General features: G+C 39.7%; 21 protein-coding genes. 11 read left to right on the forward strand and 10 right to left on the reverse strand.

Annotated elements, in window-relative coordinates; all coding sequences use genetic code 11:
• The first annotated feature begins 6 nt into the window (after positions 1–6).
• The gene (locus tag LY11_RS20235; RefSeq protein ID WP_111635443.1) at positions 7–663 is read left to right on the forward strand and encodes a glycosyltransferase family 32 protein; all 657 of its coding nucleotides are present in this window, start codon (positions 7–9) and stop codon (positions 661–663) included.
• A gap of 9 nt (positions 664–672) precedes the next feature.
• Here the strand turns inward: LY11_RS20235 and meaB are convergent, their stop codons facing one another.
• Positions 673–1,566, reverse strand: a complete 894-nt coding sequence (meaB, locus tag LY11_RS20240) for a methylmalonyl Co-A mutase-associated GTPase MeaB (RefSeq protein ID WP_111635444.1) — start codon at positions 1,564–1,566, stop codon at positions 673–675.
• Between the two features lie 84 nt (positions 1,567–1,650).
• Here meaB and LY11_RS20245 point away from each other — a divergent pair, with 84 nt between their 5' ends.
• From LY11_RS20245 to LY11_RS20265, 5 genes are all read left to right on the forward strand, one after another.
• Entirely contained in the window at positions 1,651–2,553 is a 903-nt protein-coding gene (locus tag LY11_RS20245) for a glycosyltransferase (protein ID WP_111635445.1), read from the forward strand.
• A gap of 88 nt (positions 2,554–2,641) precedes the next feature.
• Positions 2,642–4,468 carry an ABC transporter ATP-binding protein gene (locus tag LY11_RS20250; protein WP_111635446.1) on the forward strand — a complete coding sequence of 609 codons (1,827 nt, stop codon included), beginning with the start codon at positions 2,642–2,644 and terminating at the stop codon, positions 4,466–4,468.
• Positions 4,469–4,480: 12 nt separating this feature from the next.
• On the forward strand, positions 4,481–5,203 hold the full coding sequence (locus tag LY11_RS20255) for a glycosyltransferase family 2 protein (protein ID WP_111635447.1): 723 nt from the start codon (positions 4,481–4,483) through the stop codon (positions 5,201–5,203).
• A gap of 28 nt (positions 5,204–5,231) precedes the next feature.
• Positions 5,232–6,338, forward strand: a complete 1,107-nt coding sequence (locus LY11_RS20260) for a glycosyltransferase family 4 protein (protein WP_111635448.1) — start codon at positions 5,232–5,234, stop codon at positions 6,336–6,338.
• Positions 6,339–7,154, forward strand: a complete 816-nt coding sequence (locus LY11_RS20265) for a DUF5672 family protein (RefSeq protein ID WP_111635449.1) — start codon at positions 6,339–6,341, stop codon at positions 7,152–7,154.
• Positions 7,155–7,174: 20 nt separating this feature from the next.
• On the opposite strand, the gene LY11_RS20270 is transcribed toward LY11_RS20265, so the two are convergent.
• A complete protein-coding gene (locus LY11_RS20270; protein WP_111635450.1) occupies positions 7,175–7,996 on the reverse strand; it encodes a glycosyltransferase family 2 protein in 822 nt (273 codons plus the stop codon).
• A gap of 314 nt (positions 7,997–8,310) precedes the next feature.
• Between LY11_RS20270 and LY11_RS20275 the strand changes: the two genes are divergently transcribed.
• Positions 8,311–9,264 carry a nucleotide-diphospho-sugar transferase gene (locus tag LY11_RS20275; RefSeq protein WP_111635451.1) on the forward strand — a complete coding sequence of 318 codons (954 nt, stop codon included), beginning with the start codon at positions 8,311–8,313 and terminating at the stop codon, positions 9,262–9,264.
• A gap of 11 nt (positions 9,265–9,275) precedes the next feature.
• Here LY11_RS20275 and LY11_RS20280 read toward each other — a convergent pair whose 3' ends face one another.
• Entirely contained in the window at positions 9,276–10,127 is an 852-nt protein-coding gene (locus LY11_RS20280; RefSeq protein WP_111635452.1) for a hypothetical protein, read from the reverse strand.
• Positions 10,128–10,372: 245 nt separating this feature from the next.
• On the opposite strand from LY11_RS20280, the gene LY11_RS20285 reads away from it, so the two are divergent.
• Positions 10,373–11,608 (forward strand): glycosyltransferase, encoded by a 1,236-nt coding sequence (locus tag LY11_RS20285; RefSeq protein ID WP_111635453.1) that lies wholly within the window; start codon positions 10,373–10,375, stop codon positions 11,606–11,608.
• A 127-nt stretch (positions 11,609–11,735) separates the two neighbouring features.
• On the opposite strand, the gene infB is transcribed toward LY11_RS20285, so the two are convergent.
• From infB to LY11_RS20305, 4 genes are all read right to left on the reverse strand, one after another.
• Positions 11,736–14,804 (reverse strand): translation initiation factor IF-2, encoded by a 3,069-nt coding sequence (infB, locus tag LY11_RS20290; protein WP_111635454.1) that lies wholly within the window; start codon positions 14,802–14,804, stop codon positions 11,736–11,738.
• A 72-nt stretch (positions 14,805–14,876) separates the two neighbouring features.
• Positions 14,877–16,112 (reverse strand): transcription termination factor NusA, encoded by a 1,236-nt coding sequence (gene nusA, locus LY11_RS20295; RefSeq protein WP_111635455.1) that lies wholly within the window; start codon positions 16,110–16,112, stop codon positions 14,877–14,879.
• A 2-nt stretch (positions 16,113–16,114) separates the two neighbouring features.
• A complete protein-coding gene (gene rimP, locus LY11_RS20300; protein ID WP_111635456.1) occupies positions 16,115–16,579 on the reverse strand; it encodes a ribosome assembly cofactor RimP in 465 nt (154 codons plus the stop codon).
• Between the two features lie 206 nt (positions 16,580–16,785).
• Positions 16,786–17,220 carry a hypothetical protein gene (locus LY11_RS20305; protein ID WP_111635457.1) on the reverse strand — a complete coding sequence of 145 codons (435 nt, stop codon included), beginning with the start codon at positions 17,218–17,220 and terminating at the stop codon, positions 16,786–16,788.
• A gap of 18 nt (positions 17,221–17,238) precedes the next feature.
• Here LY11_RS20305 and LY11_RS20310 point away from each other — a divergent pair, with 18 nt between their 5' ends.
• Positions 17,239–17,586 (forward strand): phage holin family protein, encoded by a 348-nt coding sequence (locus tag LY11_RS20310; RefSeq protein ID WP_111635458.1) that lies wholly within the window; start codon positions 17,239–17,241, stop codon positions 17,584–17,586.
• 64 nt (positions 17,587–17,650) lie between these two features.
• Here LY11_RS20310 and LY11_RS20315 read toward each other — a convergent pair whose 3' ends face one another.
• The 3 genes from LY11_RS20315 to panC form a co-directional block, all read right to left on the reverse strand.
• Entirely contained in the window at positions 17,651–18,790 is a 1,140-nt protein-coding gene (locus tag LY11_RS20315; protein WP_111635470.1) for an acyl-CoA dehydrogenase, read from the reverse strand.
• A 90-nt stretch (positions 18,791–18,880) separates the two neighbouring features.
• Entirely contained in the window at positions 18,881–19,231 is a 351-nt protein-coding gene (gene panD / locus LY11_RS20320) for an aspartate 1-decarboxylase (protein WP_111635459.1), read from the reverse strand.
• Between the two features lie 44 nt (positions 19,232–19,275).
• Positions 19,276–20,142, reverse strand: coding sequence for a pantoate--beta-alanine ligase (gene panC, locus LY11_RS20325; protein WP_394340919.1), 867 nt, complete (start codon positions 20,140–20,142; stop codon positions 19,276–19,278).
• A 119-nt stretch (positions 20,143–20,261) separates the two neighbouring features.
• Between panC and LY11_RS20330 the strand changes: the two genes are divergently transcribed.
• Positions 20,262–21,092 (forward strand): glycogen/starch synthase, encoded by an 831-nt coding sequence (locus LY11_RS20330; protein WP_111635460.1) that lies wholly within the window; start codon positions 20,262–20,264, stop codon positions 21,090–21,092.
• A gap of 23 nt (positions 21,093–21,115) precedes the next feature.
• Positions 21,116–22,603 (forward strand): DUF4270 domain-containing protein, encoded by a 1,488-nt coding sequence (locus LY11_RS20335; RefSeq protein WP_111635461.1) that lies wholly within the window; start codon positions 21,116–21,118, stop codon positions 22,601–22,603.
• The last annotated feature ends 387 nt before the right edge of the window (positions 22,604–22,990 follow it).

Consider the following 22,990-nt stretch of genomic DNA (forward strand, 5'->3'; position numbering starts at 1 on the left):
GAAATCATGTCTATACCAAAAATTATACACCAGACCTTCAAAACGTCTAAACTGCCCTTATTAACCCGCTGGCATATATCCCGGTTCAGGAAGAAAAACCAGGATTATAGTTATGAGTTTTATGATGATCAGCGAATCGAAGCCTTCCTGACTCAGGAATATGGGGCAGAAGTTTTGTCACTTTATAAAAAGATAAATATAGGCGCAGCTAAAGCAGATTTTTTCCGCTATGCAGTCTTATATAAGAAAGGTGGAGTCTATGTAGACATTGACAGCGGAATTAACGGAAGCCTGAACCAGTTTATTCAGCCAGACGATACTGCAATCATTACCAGAGAAGGAAATCCTGATTTATTTGCACAATGGGCACTGATTTACAGCCCCGGACATCCGTTTTTGAAAAAGACAATGGATATGGTCCTTGATAACATCCGTCAGAATAAATACCCGCATGATGTTCACCAGATGACCGGGCCCACTGTTTATACCAAAGCCATTGTGGAGTCTTTAAAAAATAATCCAGAGATCCCGCACCGGATATTGGGTACAGATTACAATGGCTATTTAAAAGTAAAATATAAACTGGGTAAGTTTTTCTTATATGAAAAAGGCGATCACTGGAAAAAAATGCAGCTGACCACCCCTGTGCTTAAGCCAGATTGATACCGCCTTTTATTTAAGGTAGGCCCCAATAAAGCGATAAAGATTAAAATCTTTCTGTTCAAGAACTTCAGCAATTTCCTGTTGAAGTTCAGCTTTCACCACGTCCTGCATTCTATCATTCTGTATTAATTTGAATGCCTTTTCAGTATACAAAAATAGTTTCTTCTCATTCTTCTGAATTTCCAGTCCCGTAAGCCAGGCCAGCAATTCATCAACGCCAGTCTGTTTATCTGCAACTGTTTTAAAGACCGGCACCGCATGAACACGTTGATGCAGCATTTTTTTCAGCTGATTTGCGAAACTATCAGCCCCCTCCCGGTCTGCTTTATTAACGACAAAAGCATCACCGATTTCCATGAGCCCTGATTTAATATGCTGAATCTCATCACCTGCTTCAGGCACTAAAACAACTAATGTTATATCTGCCAAACCTGCAATTTCAATCTCTGACTGACCAACACCAACTGTTTCTACAATAATATAATCAAAACCCGATGCCTTTAAAACATCTGTCATTTCAATAATTTTTGCAGAAAGCCCTCCAACTGACCCTCTTGTGGCCACAGAACGAATAAAAACATTGGGCTTATTGAAATGTGCAGACATCCGCACCCTGTCACCTAATAAAGAGCCCAGGTTAAAAGGAGAAGTAGGATCAACAGCCAAAACTGCGATTTTTTTATCCTGCGCGCTCAGCCTGTCAATCATCGCATTAACGAGCGTACTTTTACCAGCCCCCGGAGGACCAGTAATCCCGATTACCGGAGTCTGCTGATTAATCACAAGCTGTTTGAGTATTTCACTGCTGCCGGGAAGAGAATTTTCAATAAGTGTCAATACCCGTGCTAAGGACAAATAATCGCCTTCTTGTATGGCCGACAAATATTGAGGTATGGTTTTCATTGGCAAAAAGTTAAGCTATCTTTGCCTGCAAAGAACCAGAATATATATTCTTTAGCAAAATAAATAATTAGTAATTCGATTAAAATGAAAGTAAGCGGCTTCACTTATATGCGAAATAGTTTCAAATACGGATACCCTGTAATTGAGTCTATAAAATCTGTACTCCCTTTATGTGATGAATTTATAGCAGTAGTCGGTAAATCGGACGATGGAACACGCGAAGCTATCGAAGCTATTGGTTCAGCTAAGATCAGGATTATAGATACTGTATGGGATGATGATTTGATCAAAGGGGGCAAAGTATTCGCTCAGCAGTCCAATATCGGCCTGAAAGCAGTAACCGGAGACTGGGCGTTTCATATTCAATCTGATGAAGTTTTCCATGAGGATGACCTTGCTGAAATAAAAAAAGCAATGGAAGATAACCTGCACGACAAAAAAGTGGAAGGTTTCTTATTTGATTTTCTTCATTTCATAGGGGATTATAAACACAGAGGGACAACCAGAAAATGGCACCGCAGAGAAATAAGGATTATCAGAAATGATCCTTCTTATTATTCTTATAAAGATTCACAAGGGTTCAGAAGTTATCCTTCAGTAACAGATTACGAAAACAACACCAACAGCAGAAAGCTACATGTTAAACTGCTGAATGCCCGTATATTTCACTACTCTTACTGCCGGAACCCTGATTTGTTGCTGGGAAAAGTAAAAAGCTTCGGCAGTTACTATCAGCCAAAAGAGCAGGTACTGGAAAACTACAAGCAGTACAAAACATTTGATTTTGGCAGCATTGCAGATATTCTTGCCCCCTTTGAAGAAGCACACCCGCAGGTGATGAAGAAAACTATCGCCGCTCAGGACTGGGTTTTTAAACATGACCCTACCAGGATAGATTTATCACCACGGAGAATGTTCCTGCACAGGATCGAAATGCTTACCGGATGGCGGATTGGTGAATATAAAAATTATAAAATCATAAAATAGGGTGTTTACAAGGCAAAGAAACACGTTATGTGGTCATATTATAAATAAAGCTAGTAATTCCTTAACTTTGAAAAATTTCTAAATTTTAATGAAGACCTATTTTAGATTACTAACCTTTGCAAGGCCGATAGAAAAATACGCTATTCCTTATGCCCTGGTTACCATATTAGCTATCCTTTTTAATACAGTACTTTTTACCCTTCTGGGTCCGTTACTGGAAACACTTTTTGCCTCAAAAACAGCAGGTGCCAGTCAGACGATCATGGATAAAGTATCTTCATTTGACGTTATTGGACAAATCAACGGTTATATAAGCTATACCATTGAAACCTACGGGAAATTATATACTTTAAAAATTGTATGTGCGGCAATTGTAGCTTGTGTATTCCTTTCTAACTTATTCCGCTACCTCTCGCAGCGCTTCATGGAAGACCTGAGAGTACATACCTTGTTAAATTTGCGTAAAGCTGTTTTCAATAATGTGATGGATCTTCACCTTGGCTATTTCAGCAATGAAAAAAAAGGTGATATTATCTCAAAAGTGGCTTCAGATGTACAGGTAGTACAAGGCACAGTAACGAACACCCTGCAAGTGGTTTTTAAAGAACCTTTACAGCTACTGTTTTATATCGCCGTATTATTATCAATTTCTTTAAAACTTACGCTGTTCTCCCTGCTTGTAATTCCGATTTCCGGATTTATTATCAGTAAGATCGTGAAAAGATTAAAGCAGCAGGCCAGAGAAGCTCACGAAAGCTTTGCAAGAATGATCGGCTTTCTGGATGAAGCCCTTGGCGGGATCAGGATTATTAAAGCCTTTAATGCAACCACCCGGATTAAGGATAAGTTTCACAGCGAAAATGTGCTTTATTCTGACCTGAACAGAAAAATGGCCCGCAGGCAGCAATTAGCTTCTCCGGTATCTCAGACACTGGGTGTACTAGTCGTTGTATTTATCGTCCTGTATGGAGGAAGTATGATTTTGCAGAACCAGGGAGATCTTACCCCTTCAAAGTTCCTGGTATACATCGCTACATTTTCACAGGTAATGCAACCTATTAAAGCACTGGCTGACTCATTTAGCTCTATTCACTCCGGATTAGCCGCTGGAGTAAGGGTATTAGGCCTGATCGACACCAAACCAGAATTAACGGATGCTGAAAATCCTATACAAATACTAGATTTTAAAGATTCCATCCGTTTTGAGAATGTATATTTCAACTACGGTGAAAAAGAAATATTAAGTAATGTTAGTTTCACCATTAAAAAAGGACAAAGCGTTGCTTTAGTTGGCCCTTCAGGTGGTGGAAAAAGCACATTGATAGATCTTATCCCAAGATTTTACGATCCAAAGGCCGGGAATATCTATTTCGATGACATCAACCTGAAAGACGTGGCTTTAAATAGCCTCAGACACCAGATGGGAACTGTTAACCAGGAGTCCATTCTTTTCAATGAAACTATTTTCAATAATATTGCTTTTGGTAAACCAGATGCGACAAGAGACGAAGTTATTGCTGCCGCTAAAATTGCTAATGCCCATGATTTCATTCTGAATACAGAAAATGGTTATGAAACCAGTATTGGAGATCGGGGAAATAAACTATCCGGAGGACAGAAACAACGTATTTGTATCGCCCGGGCAGTATTAGCAAATCCACCTGTTATGCTGCTGGATGAAGCTACCTCAGCTTTGGACACCGAATCAGAGAAACTCGTTCAGGACGCACTAAACAGGTTAATGGAGAACAGAACGTCCATTATCATTGCGCACAGGCTAAGTACCATTCAGCATGCAGATATGATCCTGGTGGTTAATAATGGCCAGATCGTAGAAACAGGCACGCACTCCACACTGATGAACCAGGACGGCGTATACAAAAGACTAATTAACATGCAGACTTTTGCAGAATAATCCTGCCTGTCCATGAATAAAGTATCAATTATTATAGTCACTTACAATGCCGCAGCCGATCTGCAGCAATGCCTGGACAGCATTAAGGAACAAAATTATACGCCTTTGGAAGTGATCGTCGCAGACGGATTATCTCAGGACGAAACGGTAAAGATTCTGAAGCGGAACAGCGATATAGTTACTCACTGGATCAGCGAAAAAGATAGCGGGATATACAATGCGATGAATAAGGCCCTAAAAATGATTACCGGGGATTGGGTATATTTTTTAGGCGCAGATGATATTGTTCTGCCTGATTTCTCCAGGATGTTAACTGAGCTGAAAGAACAAAACACCATCTATTATGGGAGCGTTCTTAAAGGCAAAAAGAAATATATGGGGTATTTAAATCCATATTTGCAGGCAAAAACCGGAATCTGTCATCAGGCGATGATTTATCCAAAAATTGTATTTGATAAATATACCTTTGATGAACGTTACAGAATCGCTGCCGATCATCATCTGAATATGAGGTGCTGGGCTGATCCCGGCTTTCCTATTCAATTTGTTGATTATACCATCGCTGAATTTAACGAAACAGGTTTATCATCTTTATCCATTGATACGCTGTATGAAAAAGATAAAAGCAATTTAATATTAAAAAACTTTGGTCTGATCATCTGGATGCGGTTCCAGTTCAGAGAAGTAAAGTGGTGGCTATTTAACAGGCAGGCAGCAGACAAAACCCCATACTGATTAAACAGATCGCATAAATTAAGCATACATGTCTAAAAAACTCAAAATACTCTATGATCCTCAAATGTTTGATAAACAAAACTACGGCGGTATCACAAGATATTTTGCAAATCTGATAACCGGTATTGAGAAAACCAGTAATTTCTGCGCAGAACTTCCTTTAGTTTATTCCACTAATTATTACATCCGTAACTTTCCTCAATTGCTCAACAGCGGGATTGGCAGCCTGTTTCTCAAAAAAACCTATAACAGAACCCGATGGAATCTCTTGTTATCAAAACGCACTATAAAAAGATCGGATTTTGATATTTTTCATGCGACCTATTATAACCCGTATTTTTTAGAAAACCTGAAAAAGCCATTGGTCATTACCGTTCATGATATGATTCATGAAAACTATCCTGAAATTTTCAATGATGCTGAAGAGGTAATCAGCCAGAAAAAAAAGACAATAGAAGCTGCCGACCTGATAATTGCCATCTCCATATTTACAAAACAAGAACTTTTACGCCACTATCCACAGCTGGAAAGTAAGATAAGAGTGATTTATCACGGCTTACCCGATACAAAGACTGTTTCTGCAAATCAATCCCTTCCACAGCGGTACTTACTTTATGTTGGGGACAGATATACACCCTATAAAAACTTTGTGGCTATGGTCGAAGCTATTTCACCGCTGATAACCAGCGAAGAGAAGCTTCACCTGATTTGTGCTGGCGGGGGAGAATTTAATCCGGCGGAACTGGATTTACTGGCAAGAAATAATATACTGCAGTATACGACTCAAATCAATGCGTCCGACGCTCAGATGGCGCAACTTTACAGGGACGCGTTACTGTTCATTTATCCATCCATAGAGGAGGGCTTTGGATTTCCTATACTGGAAGCTTTTAAAGCTGGATGTCCTGTTGCCTGCAGTAATACCTCTTGCTTACCAGAAGTAGGCGGTAATGCAGTGGGTTATTTTAATCCTGCAATTGTTTCTTCCATCAGGGAGACCGTGTCTGCCCTGATCAGCAATCCTGAAAAAAGGGAGGGGCTTGTTAACAACGGGTATGAGCAGCTTCAAAAATTTACTTTTCAAAATTGTCTGGATCAAACCCTGGACTGTTATACTTCTTTAATTAAATCTTAAATGACTCAGGAAATAGCTACCGTTATAGTACCTTTATATAAGGTCAAACTTGATCCTCTTGAAGAAATTTCGCTTCAGCAATGCTTCAAGATGCTCTCCGGTTATAAAATCATTGCCATCAAGCCCCATAGTCTTAGTCTGAGTGCCTACAACTTCAAGTTTGATGACGTGGTTTCGTTTGAGGATGAGTTTTTCAAGAATCCGGCAGGTTATAACAAGCTCATGCGGAATGCCTCTTTTTATGAGAAATTTCTGGCTTACAAATATATGCTGATCTATCAGCCTGATGTATTTGTATTCAGAGATGATTTACGCTACTGGTGCGAACAAGGGTACGATTATATCGGAGCTCCATGGCTTAGAGAAGCACCCTATCCTGATCTGATTAAAAAAATAAAAAATGAATTCCGGATTGCCCGTCATATCAAACAGAATGTTAAACAGCCAGGCACTGATCTTCCGAGCGACATGCAGTTTGAAAACCGGGTGGGTAACGGCGGATTTTCTCTGCGCAATATCCAGAAATTCCATATTATTTGTATGGAAGATCACCAGATGATAGATTTTTACAACAGCCGGCCTGAATACCATTTTGGTGAAGACGTATACTGGAGCCTGGAAGTAAACAGGAAAAGTAAAAGGCTGAATATTCCGGATTATAAAAAAGCCGCTCATTTCTCCTTTGAAAACAGCTGTGAACACGCATTGATAATCACCGGTGGGAAACTTCCTTTTGGCTGCCATGCATGGGACAGAAATCTTAATTTCTGGCAGCCTATCCTCGAAAAAGAAGGTGTTGTATTTCCCTCTGCATAATCATTATTTTAGTGCAGTTATTATTTCAATAAGGCTGCATTAACTTCCATTTTATCGCAACCGTTCTCACAATAATAATTTCCATCATTTACGGTCTGCTGGTAAACTTTGTAATTGCTTTTTTCGCTGCCGCGGTCATTTATCTTGTGATAAATGTGGTAACAGATTGCGACCATTTTAATTTTCTTCTGAGTGATCCCAAGGTTAATAAAGCGGGCGCCCAGTTCTATATCCTCATGTCCCCAGCCCGTTAAACCATTATTATACCCGTTCACTTTTAAGAAGTCCGCTTTCCAGAAAGCACAGTTGCACCCTTTAAAATTATTTGATCTTTTCCTTTTTGTCACAAAAAAAGATTTAACCAGGGGAAAACGGATAATATTGAACCCATTGTTAATACCTTTCGAAAAAGCCGAAATAAAGCCCAGGCTATTGCCATTCAGTAATTCCTTACTCTTATCTACCGTGAGAAGCCCTCTGCTACCCAGCACGTGATAACCCTGCTCAGCTGCGTTTAAATGATCTTCAATAAAGTGTTCTTCCAGAATAATATCACCATCTATCTGAACAATATAAGTTGATGCTGTACCCAGAACAGCCTGATTCAGGATAATCGTTTTCTGGAAACCATTATCTTCATGCCAAAAGTGTTTTACCGGTATATTAAAGCGCTTTGTATAGGACCGAATCAGATCATAGGTTTCTTTCCCCGAGCCATCATCTGCAATAACAATTTCATCGGGCAGTATGGTTTGTTTTAAAACACTCTCTAATACAAGTTTTAAAGCCTCTGGCCAGTTGTAGGTTGAAATAACCAGTGCTACAGAAATACGATCAGCCATTTAACTTAAGTCGTTGTTAATAATGATGAATTGAATCTGCTACTTAAAAGACTGCATTCATCGCTGTGATATAATAAATTACTGCAGTAATATCTTTTTCGGAATTACTATAGCAAAGGTAAGTTTTTAAACCCATTTAACTCTTAAAAATCCTATTCCGTAACAGGTACAGCTATCAGACAGACTGAAAAACCCCTGTTACAGCAAAACAAACTGCCCTAAATTTATTGCCCGAATTCAGGATGTAATTTATATTTTTGACTAGCAGACATCTGCCGGTCTAAATCCAGGCCACTATACCGATTACTTTATTTATGACTGATTATAAAACAAGCTCGCCAATATTATTTCTTATTTTCAACAGGCCGGATACCACGGCACAGGTTTTTAATGAAATCAGAAAGACGAGACCATCCAGGCTGTATATTGCTGCAGACGGGCCGAGAAAAGACCGGGCCGATGATCAGGTCCTCTGCCTTGAAACGCTGCAGGTTGCGGCGCAGATAGATTGGGAGTGCGATGTTAAAACGCTATATCGCAGCACCAACCTAGGCTGCAAAAATGCAATATCGTCTGCTATAGACTGGTTTTTTGAACAAGAGGAAGAAGGAATTATACTAGAAGACGATTGCCTGCCTTCAAACAGCTTTTTTTATTACTGCGATACGATGCTGGAAAGATACAGAACAGATACACGTATCAGGCATATTTCCGGCTGCAACCTGATGTTAGGCGACAAAAGGGGAAATGACAGTATTTTCTTTGTCAATCAAACGCATGTATGGGGCTGGGCAAGCTGGAAAAGGGTATGGAAAGATTACGATAAAGACCTTATAATGTACCAGTTGGAAGAAGTACATACACAACTGAGTAATATCTTTTCCACTCCGATGCTGGTTACTATGTGGGTCAATATTTTTAAAGACCTCAAGGCCGGCAAAATAGATACATGGGATTACCAGCTTGCATTCCTTAATTTTTTTAATAATGGCTTATCAGTCATGCCAAATGTCAACCTGATTTCCAATATCGGATTCAGAGCGGATGCTACTCACACCGTAAACTCAAATAATAAATATTCAAATATCCCTTTAGAAGAGTTTAGTGAAGTCACCTATCCAAAGTATACCCTACCAGACAAGGAAGCTGATTATGCCGTACTAAACAGGGAGTTCGACCTGGAAGAACGCATCAGGAAACATAACCTGCTGAGGAGACGATTTAAAAGATGGATCAAAAGCCAATTCAAAAAAACTTCCAGAAGCTAACCGGAGCCTGTTTAGCCCCTTATTTGTTTCCATGTTCTGGACAGCAGCCCTTTCTTTTTAACAGGAGGAAGGGAAACTACTGCCCTTATCTCTGGCGAATTTAATATCTCATCAATTGTTCCCTTAACAGCCAGTAATTCAGGCCACATTTCAGGAGTGAACGGATGAAAATTTCTGAGGCAATAACAATTAAACTCATCAACCGCATTCCACAGGTTGTAATAACTTTCAATATCGAAATCAGGGCTATGTCCCCAGCTCCTTAACTTCAGTTTAATTTCTTCGGGGTTTCTTGCCCAGCTCTGGTGTAAAACCAAATCATCCCAATACACATATTTATTACCTGATGTATTGTCTCTGGCCATATCATAGACTGGATTATTGGTCGCAAAACACAGGGTTTCTGTAGATTTGTTAACCACCAGAAAACCAGACGACACCTGCTTATACAAAGCCGCTACAGTACATTTTACAGTAGTTGGCTCAGTTGGTTTATAGTTTTCTAGTTTTTGTACAAAGGCACCAAAATCTACAAAATACTCATCAGAATCAATTTGAATATACCAGTCACATTGCCCCATTTTCTCAGCAAGCATGTTCCGCTCTCTGGTATCACAATTAATCTGTGACAGCTCAGGAATATAAAAGTTATCCTGATAAATAGTGATCTTATCGCCGGTATCAAAGGCTGATACCCAGTCCCAGAATTCATCTGGTATTACAAAATCAACCCCAGACCAGGTTTTACGATCAATATCGACAGCAAAAATAATTTCTGAAACATGGTCATATACTCTGGGCAATGAGTTTTTCACAAACTCATAATCATAGGCAATCAGGTATCCGGCTTTTATAACACTCATTTAAAATTTGTATCTCTGATGAAATAATGCCGCAATTTCATCATTTAATTTAACTATTTAAAACCTAAACAGGTAGTTCTCTTTCTTATGTAAATCAGGTTAATATTTCCTGGTAATAATCTTTTTAAAAAACGATAATTAAGAAAAAAAACATGAAATTAGCCACTTATTCTGGTTAATCCTTTAAAAGGATAAAAAAATATAGCTGCACAAAGTTGATCAGACAGCAATATCTTTTAAAAATTATGCGTAAAATAAGAGTTATCGAAGCCGTAAATCAATTGGGATTAGGCGGAACAGAATATGTACTTCAGCTTTTCAGCAAGTTCCTTAACAAAGAATATTTTGAAGTTACTGCAGTCGCTTTAAAAGAGGGCGGTGCCCGTGTTAAACTAATCGAAGACCTGGGTATTCAGGTAATTGTTCTTAACGGAGACCTGAACCAGCTGGCAGAGCTGCTGAAAGAAACCGATGTATTCCACTGGCACCATGGCGGTGAACTGCCTCATGATCTTTTCAGTGTAATCAATGCCAATAAGCCTAAAATCGTAATGCAGACAAATGTATTCGGCTCATTCGATAATTCTCCTTTTTATCCTATTCTTGATTATGATCTCTATGTTTCTAAAATGATCCTGATTAGAAGAATGGAAAAAGATAAGAATTTACCAGATAATTTCAGTTATAAAAGGAAAGTACTCCATAATCCGGTAGATGTAGATCATATCACCAGCCTTTTACCAACAGCCGCCCAGATTGCCAGTTTCAAACAGCAAAACAACCTGAAGAATACATTCATTGCCGGCCGGATAGGGAGAGCCGATGACCATAAGTTCGATACAATTACCCTGGATGCATTTGCAGAATTTGCGGCCAAAGTACCTGAAGCACGGTTTTTACTGGTAGGTGCTACTCCAAAAATGCGGGACCATGCAGAAAAGCTGGGAATCACCGACCGGCTTATTATTTTCGAAAACACGAGTGATCTGCAGCAACTGCTAATCTATTATAAGGCTATGGATGTTTACATGGCCATCAGTGCTATTGGCGAAAGTTTTGGGATGGTCATTGCAGAAGCTATGGTAGCCGGCATACCTGTAGTTACTGTAAGTACTAAAAAAAGAGACAATGCACAGGTAGAACTAGTAGACAATCACCACACTGGCCTGGTAGTCAGACACGATAAAAGAAAAATAGCCAATGCGCTCCGGCTGCTTTATAAAAATAAAGACTTCAGATTGAAATTAGCCGCTTCTTCCAGACAAAAGGTACAGGAAGAATACAGAGCAAATGATATTGTGAGAAGTATGGAACTCCTGATATTCAAACATCTTGGAATGAACAGTCATGAACATGAAAAGCCGCTGTTCAAGGACTTTTCTACCGACCTTGTAAACGATTATATCAAAAGGTGCATTGACTTGCATGGAAGCCCTGAATTCTTGAAGAAACTACTATACCAGTTTAAAAAAGTACGGTAGTTGAAGCGGATAAATGCTATTTTATCCTTTCTTCAGCGATAGATTCATAACATAAAAAACACCCTGCTGATTCAAACCTTAAAAGGAATTGAACAGCAGGGTGTTCTGGTTATAAGGGTTTGAAAACTTATAGTTTTCTCTTAACTTCTACTTGTTCGTAAGCTTCAACAATATCACCAACTTCAATGTTATTAAAGTTCTGTATGTTCAGACCACATTCGTAACCTCTTGCTACTTCTTTCACGTCATCTTTATAACGTTTCAGTGAAGCCAGCTCACCAGTGTAGACAACCACACCGTCTCTTACGATACGGATCTTACTGTTACGGGTAATCGTTCCATCCAAGACCATACAACCAGCAATTGTTCCCACTTTCGTGATTTTGAAGGTATCTCTGATCTCTACGTTGGCAGTAATTTTCTCCTGGAATTCCGGAGCTAACATACCTTCCATCGCAGCTTTGATCTCGTTGATCGCATCATAGATGATTGAGTACAGACGAATATCGATTTGCTCAGCTTCAGCAAGTTTTCTTGCACCTGAAGAAGGACGAACCTGGAAACCGATAATAATCGCATCAGAAGCCGAAGCTAACAATACATCAGATTCTGAGATCTGACCTACCGCTTTACTGATGATATTAATCTGAATCTCTTCAGTAGATAGTTTCAGTAATGAATCGGCCAATGCCTCAATCGAACCATCCACATCACCTTTAACAATCAGGTTAAGCTCTTTAAAGTTACCAATCGCTAAACGACGGCCAATCTCATCCAGTGTAATGTGTTTCTGAGTTCTCAAGCCCTGCTCACGCATCAATTGTAAACGTTTGTTTGCAATCTCTCTCGCTTCAGACTCATTCTCTACAGCATTGAATTTATCACCCGCTGTAGGTGCGCCCTGCATACCCAATACCTGTACTGGTACTGAAGGTCCTGCTTGTTCTACTTTTTGTCCACGTTCGTTAAATAACGCTTTCACACGACCACTGTAGCTACCCGCTAAAATCGGATCACCTACTTTTAATGTACCAGCCTGAACCAGTACAGTAGTCACAATACCACGTCCTTTATCTAAGGTCGCTTCAATTACACTACCAGTAGCGCGTTTATTAGGATTAGCTGTTAATTCTAACAATTCAGCTTCTAATAATACTTTATCTAGTAAAAGATCAACGTTTAAGCCGCTTTTACCTGAAATTTCCTGAGACTGGAATTTACCACCCCAATCCTCTACTAAGATATTCATGACAGATAACTGCTCACGGATCTTATCAGAGTTTGCACCTGGTTTATCAATTTTTGTGAAGGCGAATACCAAAGGAACGCCAGCTGCCTGAGCATGACTGATTGCTTCTTTAGTCTGAGGCATCACTGCATCATCCGCTGCAACAACAATAATTGCAATATCTGCTACTTTCGCACCACGTGCACGCATCGCTGTAAAGGCTTCGTGACCCGGTGTATCTAAGAAGGTTACTTTTTTACCAGTTGGTGTAGTTACCATATAAGCACCAATGTGCTGTGTAATACCACCAGCTTCACCAGCTACCACATTCGCTTTACGGATATAATCCAGTAAAGAGGTCTTACCGTGATCGACGTGACCCATGATCGTAACTACCGGTGCTCTTGGTACTAAATCTTCAGGATTATCTAATTCTTCAATGATACTATCGCCTTCATCATCCGGTTTAACGAATTGTATTTCGTAACCAAACTCATCTGCAACGATCGTTAATGTTTCTGCATCTAAACGCTGATTGATCGAAACGAACATACCCAGACTCATACAAGTACCAATAATTTTGGTAACCGGTACATCCATCATGCTCGCTAATTCGTTTGCCGTAACAAATTCTGTTACTTTCAACACTTTAGACTGTAGTTCCTGTTCCATTGCAGCTTCTTCCGCAGAAAGAGCCACATCATCACGTTTACCACGACGCAGTTTTGCACGCTGTGCAAATTTACCAGATTTACCAGCTCCGCTTAAACGTGCAAGCGTTGCTTTAATCTGATCTTGTATTTCTTTTTCCGTAGGTTCTTCTTTAGAGCCTCCAGGTCCGCCTGGTTTGCTGTTTCTAAAGTTAGGCCTGTTGGCAGTATTGTTTGTATTGTTCCTGAAATCAGGTCTGTTGGTAAAAGTTGGCACGCCCGCAGGTTTTGCAGGTGTAGCAGGATTATTTCCTCCCTGCTGACCAGGCGCTGAAGGATTACCTCCCGACGACTGATTCTGTCCAGGTGCACCCGGAGCCTTTTTACGCTTGCGTTTCCTTTTCGCGTCATTGCTGTCCGCCGAAGAAGCGACAGGTTGCGATTTACGTTCAGGTGTTGTCGGCAAGACAATTTTACCAATAATATTTGGTCCGGAAAGTTTTACAGAACGGGCTTTGATAACCTCAACTTCGTCAGGTTTATCCGCTTTTGGTGCAACAACTTCTTTAACCGGCTCTGCTTTAACAACAGGTGATTCCACAGGTTTTGGTTTTTCTTCTTTAACTTCTTCTTCCACAGCTTTAACTACTTCAGGTTTAATTTCAACAGGTTTAGCCTCAATAGGTTTTTCTACTGGCTTAACTTCCTCCTGAACAACCTTAGGTGCCTCCGGGATAATCGCTGCTGGTGCAGGTGCTTCAACAGGAGCAGCCGGTGTAACCGGAGCTTCAGCTTTCACAACTTCAGCAGCTGGAAGTTCTTCTTTTTTTGCAGGGCGGGTTTTAGCGTTTAAATCATCAAGATTAATTTTCCCTACAATTTTAACACCTTTCAATGCGCCTTCTTCAACCTTTTCAGTTTCCTTTTCTACTACTGCTTCTTTTTCAGGAGCAGGTACAGGAGCTACTTCTTCCTTAGGTTTCTCAACTGTAGGAGGAGTGTAGGAATGAAGGTTCTTGATTAAAATGCCCTCGCTTTCGAATTCAACATTTTTTCTAGGTGCATCCGCAACTTTTTCAGTTACTTCAGGTTCATCACGACGAATTTTACCTATAACAATTTGATTGGCTTCTTCTTTTACGATTTTATCTCCCTGAAACTCTTTCAATAATGCATTATACATATCGCGGGAGAGTTTAGTAGTGGGTTTATTCTCAACAGAAAAGCCTTTCTTTTCTAAAAACTCAACGGCCGTAGCTATCCCTACGTTAAGTTCCTTAACTGCTTTGAATAAAATTATTGGTTTGTCGTCTGACATTGATATCCTATTTTTTCTTAATTCTTATACAAAAGTAACGTTTATTCTTGTTTTTTCTCATCAAGTCAACGCTTATTCAAATTCTGACTGTAATATACTGATAACTTCTTTAATAGTTTCTTCCTCCAGATCAGTTCTTTTTACTAATTCGTCTACTGACAGCGCTAGTACGCTTCTTGCTGTATCACAGCCAATTGATTTCAATTCATCGATAATCCAGCTATCGATTTCATCCGAGAATTCTTCGATATCCACATCTTCATCTTCTTCACCAGCTTCGCGGTAAACATCAATCTCATAACCAGTTAATTTACCGGCAAGCTTGATATTATGTCCGCCACGGCCAATTGCAAGAGAAACCTGGTCAGGCTTCAGGTAAACCGAAGCATGTTTGGTTACATCATCCAATTTGATCGAAGTGATTTTAGCAGGGCTCAAAGCTCTGGTGATATAAAGAGAAATATTATTAGTGAAATTGATTACATCAATATTCTCATTTTTAAGTTCTCTCACGATTCCATGAATACGTGAACCTTTCATACCAACACAAGCACCCACCGGGTCAATTCTGTCATCATAAGATTCCACGGCTACTTTAGCACGTTCCCCTGGTTCACGAACAATTTTCTTAATTGTAATTAAACCGTCGAAGATCTCAGGAACCTCAATTTCAAACAAACGCTGTAAAAACTCAGGAGCAATTCTTGAAATGATAATCTTTGGCGTGCTATTCATCATATCCACCTTTAAGATTACCGCACGTACAGTATCACCTTTTTTGAAATAATCAGCTGGTATCTGTTCAGTTTTAGGCATGATCAACTCATTACCCTCATCATCCAGTACTAACGTTTCTTTTTTCCAAACCTGGTAAACTTCTCCTGTTACGATTTCTCCAACTCTGTCCTTATATTTCTTAAAGATCTCGTCTTTCTCTAATTCAAGTACTTTAGATACCAGTGTCTGACGTGCAGCTAAAATTGCTCTTCTTCCAAAACTCTCTAAAGTAATCTGCTCAATGTAGTCGTCTCCAACTTCCATATCTGCATCTAACTGCTTAACCTCAGCCAGTTCAATTTCAAGATCATCATCTTCAGAAAAGCCGTCTTCCATTACTTTTCTTGTACGCCAGATCTCTAAATCACCATTGTCAGGGTTAACAATTACATCACAATTCTCATCAGTACCATATTTCTTACGTAACATGCTACGAAATACTTCTTCCAGCACACTGATCACCGTAGGACGGTCGATGTTCTTGAACTCTTTGAATTCTTGAAATGAATCGATTAAATTAATATTGCTCATTTTTATTTAAATGAAATTAAAACCTTTGTTTCTATTATATTACTAAAGTCCAGACTGGTTTCAACCAATTGTGCTTTCTTTCCTTTTTCTTTTACTTTCGCTTCAATGGTGATCGACTGTGCATTTACATCCAGCAGTTTTCCTTCCATAATATCACCTCCGGTAACTTTAACACTCAATTCGCGTCCGATGTTTTTCTCGTACTGTCTTTGAAGCTTTAACGGCTCGCCGACACCAGGAGAGGAAACTTCCAGGTTATATGCTTTCTCAATAGTATTTTCTTCTTCCAGATGAAATCCAACATGTCTGCTAATTGCAGCACAATCCTGAATACTGATGCCCTGATCACCATCTACATGAATGATTAACTTATTGCCAGGCAACAGCTTTACCTCCACTAAAAACAACTCCGGTCTGTCCGAAATTTTTTCCTCTACTAATTCTATTACTCTCTTCTCTACTTGCATAAACCAATTTGCGGATAAAAGAAAAGAGGGGACATCTGCCCCCTCTTGCCCCTCTATATCAGTGCAAAGGTAGGGATTTTATTTCAAAAATAAAAACAAATACCGCTTGTAAATCCATTGTTGTTTACCAGATCTAATTTAAAAAAATTAAATAACAGCCTGAAACAGAAAATAAAAAAAAAATAAAAGCAGGTGTTATTAAAGCCTTAACGCTTTAGCATGACCTGCTGAGGCTTTACACTATGATTTAGCCGGCCGCTGATTATTTTCTCCGTGCTGGCAAATTTTGCATTCATATAGGAGATCACTAAATAATTTTTTCCTGAAATAAATGATTCAGCAGGTTTAAAAACCAAAGTACTGTCTGTTACTTCAAGCTTACCGGGTACATTATGTTCCATGCTGATTGTATCCTCATCAGCAGGTGTCTCTAAAACAGTAATTAAATCTGCATGCGCGGTATCTACCCCGGGTATGTTCCTGATCAGCCCTAAACCAGCCGGATCAATGTCTGAAAGGATAATTGCAGTACTATCCGCTGAAAACCGGACAGAAAGTGGCTTATTATTTGCTGAAGAACATGACATTAAACAAGCCATCCCAAACAGCAGCGGAGGTAATTTTAATAAACAGCTGTACATTTTTTAAAACTAACCATTATGAAACTTATTATTGAAATTTTATTGATGGGTCTGGCCATGCTGCTGGGTTCATACCTTGTTCCGGGCGTTCATATCGACGGTTTCGGCACTGCTATTATAGCTGCCGTGCTGATTGCACTGGCCAATGCGACCATCGGTTTTATTTTAAGACTGCTTACTTTTCCTATTAACTTTCTTACACTGGGCCTGATGTCTTTCATCATTACCGTATTAATGATCTTGTTAGTAGACAGTATGATGTCAGGATTTAATACTTCCGGCTTCTTTGCTGCTGCATTTTTAGCCATTGTTGTCGCTATAATCAAAGCTTTATTCGGTACAATTGCCGGTACTGATAACGATTAACCAAATTAAAAGGGCCATTTCCAAAACAGGAAACGGCCCTTTACAAAGTTTTTATTGGACTATATTATCTTAATATCTCTCTTGAAATTACCATTTGCTGGATTTCAGAAGTACCCTCATAGATCTGTGTAATTTTTGCATCACGCATTAAACGCTCCACATGGTATTCTTTAACGAATCCATAGCCGCCATGTACCTGAACAGCCTCAACAGTCACATCCATCGCCACTTTCGAAGCATATAATTTGGCCATAGAGCCAGCTAATGTATAAGGCAGCCCCTGATCTTTTAACCATGCCGCTTTATAAACCAGCATTCTTGCTGCTTCAATACTTGTAGCCATGTCCGCTAATTTAAAGGCAATCGCCTGATGTTCTGCAATTGGTTTACCGAATGATTTACGTTGTTTGGCATAATCAAGCGCCAATTCATACGCACCAGCTGCAATACCCAAAGCCTGAGCAGCGATACCAATACGGCCACCCTCTAAAGTCTTCATCGCAAACTTAAACCCGAATCCATCCTCGCCAATTCTGTTTTCCTTAGGAATTTTAACGTCATTGAACATCAGAGAATGTGTATCAGACCCGCGGATACCCATTTTATTCTCTTTCGGACCAATTGTAAAGCCTTCCATGCCTTTTTCTACAATGAAAGCATTGATTCCTTTATGTTTAAGATCAGGATGTGTTTGCGCGATAACCAGGTAAGTAGAAGCCGTGCTTCCGTTGGTGATCCAGTTTTTTGTTCCGTTCAACAGGTAATAATCCCCTTTATCTTCTGCAGTAGTCTGCTGAGAAGTTGCATCAGAACCTGCTTCTGGCTCAGATAAACAGAATGCACCGATCTGTTGTCCTGAAGCTAAAGGTGTAAGATATTTTTCTTTTTGAAATTCAGAGCCGTAAGCCTCTAAGCCATAACAAACTAAAGAATTATTGACAGAAACCACCACTGAGGCTGAGGCATCAACTTTAGAAAGCTCTTCCATAACCAGCACGTATGAAACCGCATCTAAACCGCTTCCACCGAACTTTTCTGAAACCATCATCCCTAAAAAACCCAGTTCGCCAAGTTTTTTCACCTGCTCTGCCGGAAATTTTTGATGTTCGTCTCTTTCAATTACACCAGGCTTTAATTCATGCTGCGCGAAATCTCTCGCAGCCTGCTGGATCATCAATTGTTCTTCACTTAGTTGAAATAGCATAATAATTATTTTTGGAAAATTACTTTTTGCCAAATTTAGTATTTCAAACTGAAAGATACTATGGTTGCATAGTATCTTTCCGAAAAATAATTATTTTAGAAGATGATTGTTATCATCAGGGAACACCAGGATAGGCTTATACAATTTAGCCTCTTCAATAGGTAAAGAGCCATAAGAAATGATAATTAACGTATCTCCAACCTGTACCTGCCTTGCAGCCGCACCGTTCAAACATACTGTACCTTTACCGCGTTCACCTTTAATCACATAGGTTTCAAATCTTGCCCCATTATTATTATTGACAATCTGTACCTTTTCATTAGCAATGATATTCGCGGCATCCATCAGGTCCTCATCAATAGTGATGCTGCCCACATAGTTTAATTCCGCCTGTGTCACCCTGACACGGTGTATTTTCGATTTTAATATCTCGATAATCATGCTGTAAAGTTAGATAATATTATATTGATTCATTGTAATTCTTGTCAGTTGAGCATCATGTTATCGATCAGCCTGGTTTCTCCGACTTTTGCCGCAACCAGGGCAACCAGGTGCTGTGCCGCCTTATCATTTTCCGGAAGAAGCGTCTCACTGTTCGCAATCGTAAAATAATCGAGCTCTACTCCTTTTACGCTTTGAATGATAGTTATGGCTTCTTTTAATAAGATTTCTATAATTTCTGCCTGAAAATGATCTTTCACATAACTCAGTGCCTTGCTTAAGATCAAAGCATGCTCATGTTCTGCTGCAGAAAGGTGAATATTTCTCGAACTCATAGCCAGCCCATCTTCTTCTCTGATAATCGGACAGGAAACAATTTTGACCGGCAAATTGAAATGAGCGACCATATTGCGGATCATCAGTACCTGCTGAAAATCTTTCTGACCAAAAAACGCCAGATCAGGATCAACTGCATCAAAAAGTTTTTTAACGATTTGGGTTACGCCCTGATAATGTCCTCTTCTGAACTCTCCTTCCAGCAGAAATTCCGCTGGCCCGAGGTCGATATGCCAGTTATCAGGCGAAGGGTACATTTCTTTGACGGACGGCATAAACACATAATCACATCCCGCTTCCTGCAGCATTTCAATATCATGCTGTAGTGGCCTGGGATATTTTTCCAGGTCTTTAGGGTCAGTAAACTGCGTTGGATTCACGAAAATACTGCATACTACAACATCTGCATGTTGCTGAGCGATCTTAACGAGAGATACGTGTCCTTTATGCAAAGCACCCATTGTAGGCACTAATGCTATTTTTTGTTGAGCCAGTTTTAGTGGCTTCAGCAAGCTATTTAATCCTGCTATTGTATTTATAACTTCCAAACCGGGTTGTAAAATTTCAAAGTCCAAAGTTGGTTAATTATATAATCCCAACAAAACATCTAAGCAAGATATTGATAAATTTGAATAAATTGCTTACCTTTGCCCCTTGATTATCTTTTCTTTAACATAAATATTTATTCACAAATATGGAGATGGCAAAAACGAAGCTACTGATTGTTACACACGAGATGTCGCCTTTCCTGGAACTCACCAAAATTTCAGAGATTACCCGTCAATTGCCTCAGGCAATGCAAGAAAAAGGATTTGAGATCCGGATTCTTATGCCTAGGTTCGGTAACATCAACGAACGGAGGAACAGGCTGCACGAAGTTATTCGTTTATCAGGAATGAACATCATGATTGATGACAATGACAACCCGCTTATTATCAAAGTCGCATCAATTCCAGCAGCCCGTATGCAGGTTTACTTCCTGGATAATGAAGATTATTTCCAGCGCAAGTATGTATTCAGAGATAAAGAAAACAAGTTTTATGCAGACAACGACGAAAGAACAATCTTCTTTTGCAAAGGCGCGCTGGAAACTGTTAAAAAGTTAGGCTGGGCACCGGATATTGTGCATTGCCATGGCTGGATGACTTCATTGGTTCCTGTTTACATCAAAACTTCTTACAAAAACGACCCTACATTTAAGAACTCTAAAGTTGTTTATTCTGTTTATGAAAACTGCTTCACTGAAACTTTACATGCTGATTTGCATAAAAAAGCAGTGATGAACAACATGACAGCAGACGACACCAAAGTTTTCGAAAATGCAGACAGCAATACTTTGCATATTGGTGCAATTACTTACGCTGACGCTGTAGTTTTAGCCGATGAGAAAATTGATGCTGATGTGTTAAAATTTGTTAAAGATTCAAATAAGCCAACTTTAGCCTTTAATTTAACCGAAAATTTCGAGAACTTCTACGCTTTATATGAAGAAATCTCGAATGATGAATTGGTTTCAATAGCATAAACTCAGGTATTATTAAATTAATTATGAAATTTTCAAAACTAGACTTATTGACACTGTTGATAAGTCTTTTTCTTTTTTCGTCTTGTAAAGACTCCAGTTCTATTGGTTTAGATATTAATCCGGCTAACGCAGTCAGTGGGATTCTTTTAGATACAGTTACGGTTACTTCCCGCACTGAATTAGATGACCCTGCTTCTACTTACCCTCCTGCAGCTACAGGCTCAGCTGTTGGTTTAGTCAGATACCCACTGGGACAAATGGCTGATCCGATTTTCGGTTCAACTACAGCAAGTCTGGCAATGGCAGTAGGCTTACCATCAGGTACCACCTACAGTTTTGGTACAGCTGCTGAAATTGACTCTGCAGTATTGGTGATGTCTTACGCCACAAACACTGCAGTTCCTGCATCAGTACAGGCCACTATCGGAAGCCAGCTCGCACAGTTTTATGGCGACAGTACTTCAACATTCAATGTTCAGGTTACCCAGTTAAATACGAATATTTCGACTCAGACAGCTTTCCTGAATACCGCAACTTATGCGTCAACAGATGTTCTTGGATCGGCAACAATAACGCCAAGACCAGGTTCTTCTGTCAGAGTACTCAGAGTAATCCCCGGAGCAGTAGACACTGCATATAATGCCGCTCCGCAAGTAAGGATTAAATTGTCAGCAGCATTGATCAAAAGTAAGATCATGGCACTGGACTCTGTAACTTTAAGCACAAACGCTAATTTAGCAGCTGCATTTAAAGGACTGAAAGTAACCGCAAGCCTGGTTTCCGGAAAACCCGGAGCAGTCATGTTCTTTGATTTCGCAGGCAGCAATTCTAACCTGGAGATTTATTATAAAAAGCAAAATGCAACTACGGCAACACTTAGAGATACTGTGGCAGCACAATTTCCTATCTCTGCAACCGCAGGACCAGTTGCCGCATCTGTTAAACATGATTATACCAATACAGCTATCGCAGCTCAGATCAAAACTCCTGCAGATTATGCAGTAACTTATTTGCAGGCGATGAGTGGAGTGAGAAACAAAATCACTTTCCCATACCTGAAGAACCTGAAAGCTTCCTTAGGGACGAAAATTGTAATTAACAAAGCTGAATTGGTAGTTGACATCAGTGATCCAACAGATTCAGTTCCCTTTAAAATACCACCACGTCTTTCTTTGTACAGATTAGATCTGGCGAAACAAAGACAGAATCTGCCGGATAACAATGTCGCTTCCACTACAAACCCAACTGGTGACCCAAGGGCAATCTTACCTTTCGGAGGATTCTACGACAAAACGAAAAAGAGCTACACTTTTGTAGTGACCAGCTATGTGCAGGATATTGTTGACGGAAAAACTATTGATTACGGGACTTACCTGGCCCCAACGGCAACAACAGAATTTAATCTGCAGCCTTATGCAACCTCTGCGGGAAGAGCAGTAATCGGCTCATTCAACAACCCAGCAAACCGGAAAATAAGACTTAATATTTATTACGTTAAAAACCCGAATTAGTTTTTAACCCAGGATACAAACGGCCGCCTTCAACAGGGCGGCCGTTTTTGTTTTAAGCCGTTTTTCAGCCTGCTACCGGACTGTAAAGGAAGAGTTATGTCAGTCCCTGATTTTGCTTTATTGTTTCAATATGCCCAGTACATACCTTTTGAAACAACCAGTACTCCAAACTGCTGCTTTAAAAATGAAATCGCCCAGAATTCCCTTTACAAATTTACCCGTTAAACTTCCCATAATAAATAGGTGCTTTTCCACCAATGTAAGCTATTAGCGTTAAAGATTATCCTGATGCGTAAAAAATGTCCGCAATTGTCCGCAGCTGTCTGCAATTGTCCGCAGTTGTCCATGGGTTAGTCAAAGGGAAAATTATAATTTCATTAATCTTCA

The sequence above is a fragment of the Pedobacter cryoconitis genome (assembly GCF_003259615.1).
Classification (GTDB): domain Bacteria; phylum Bacteroidota; class Bacteroidia; order Sphingobacteriales; family Sphingobacteriaceae; genus Pedobacter; species Pedobacter cryoconitis.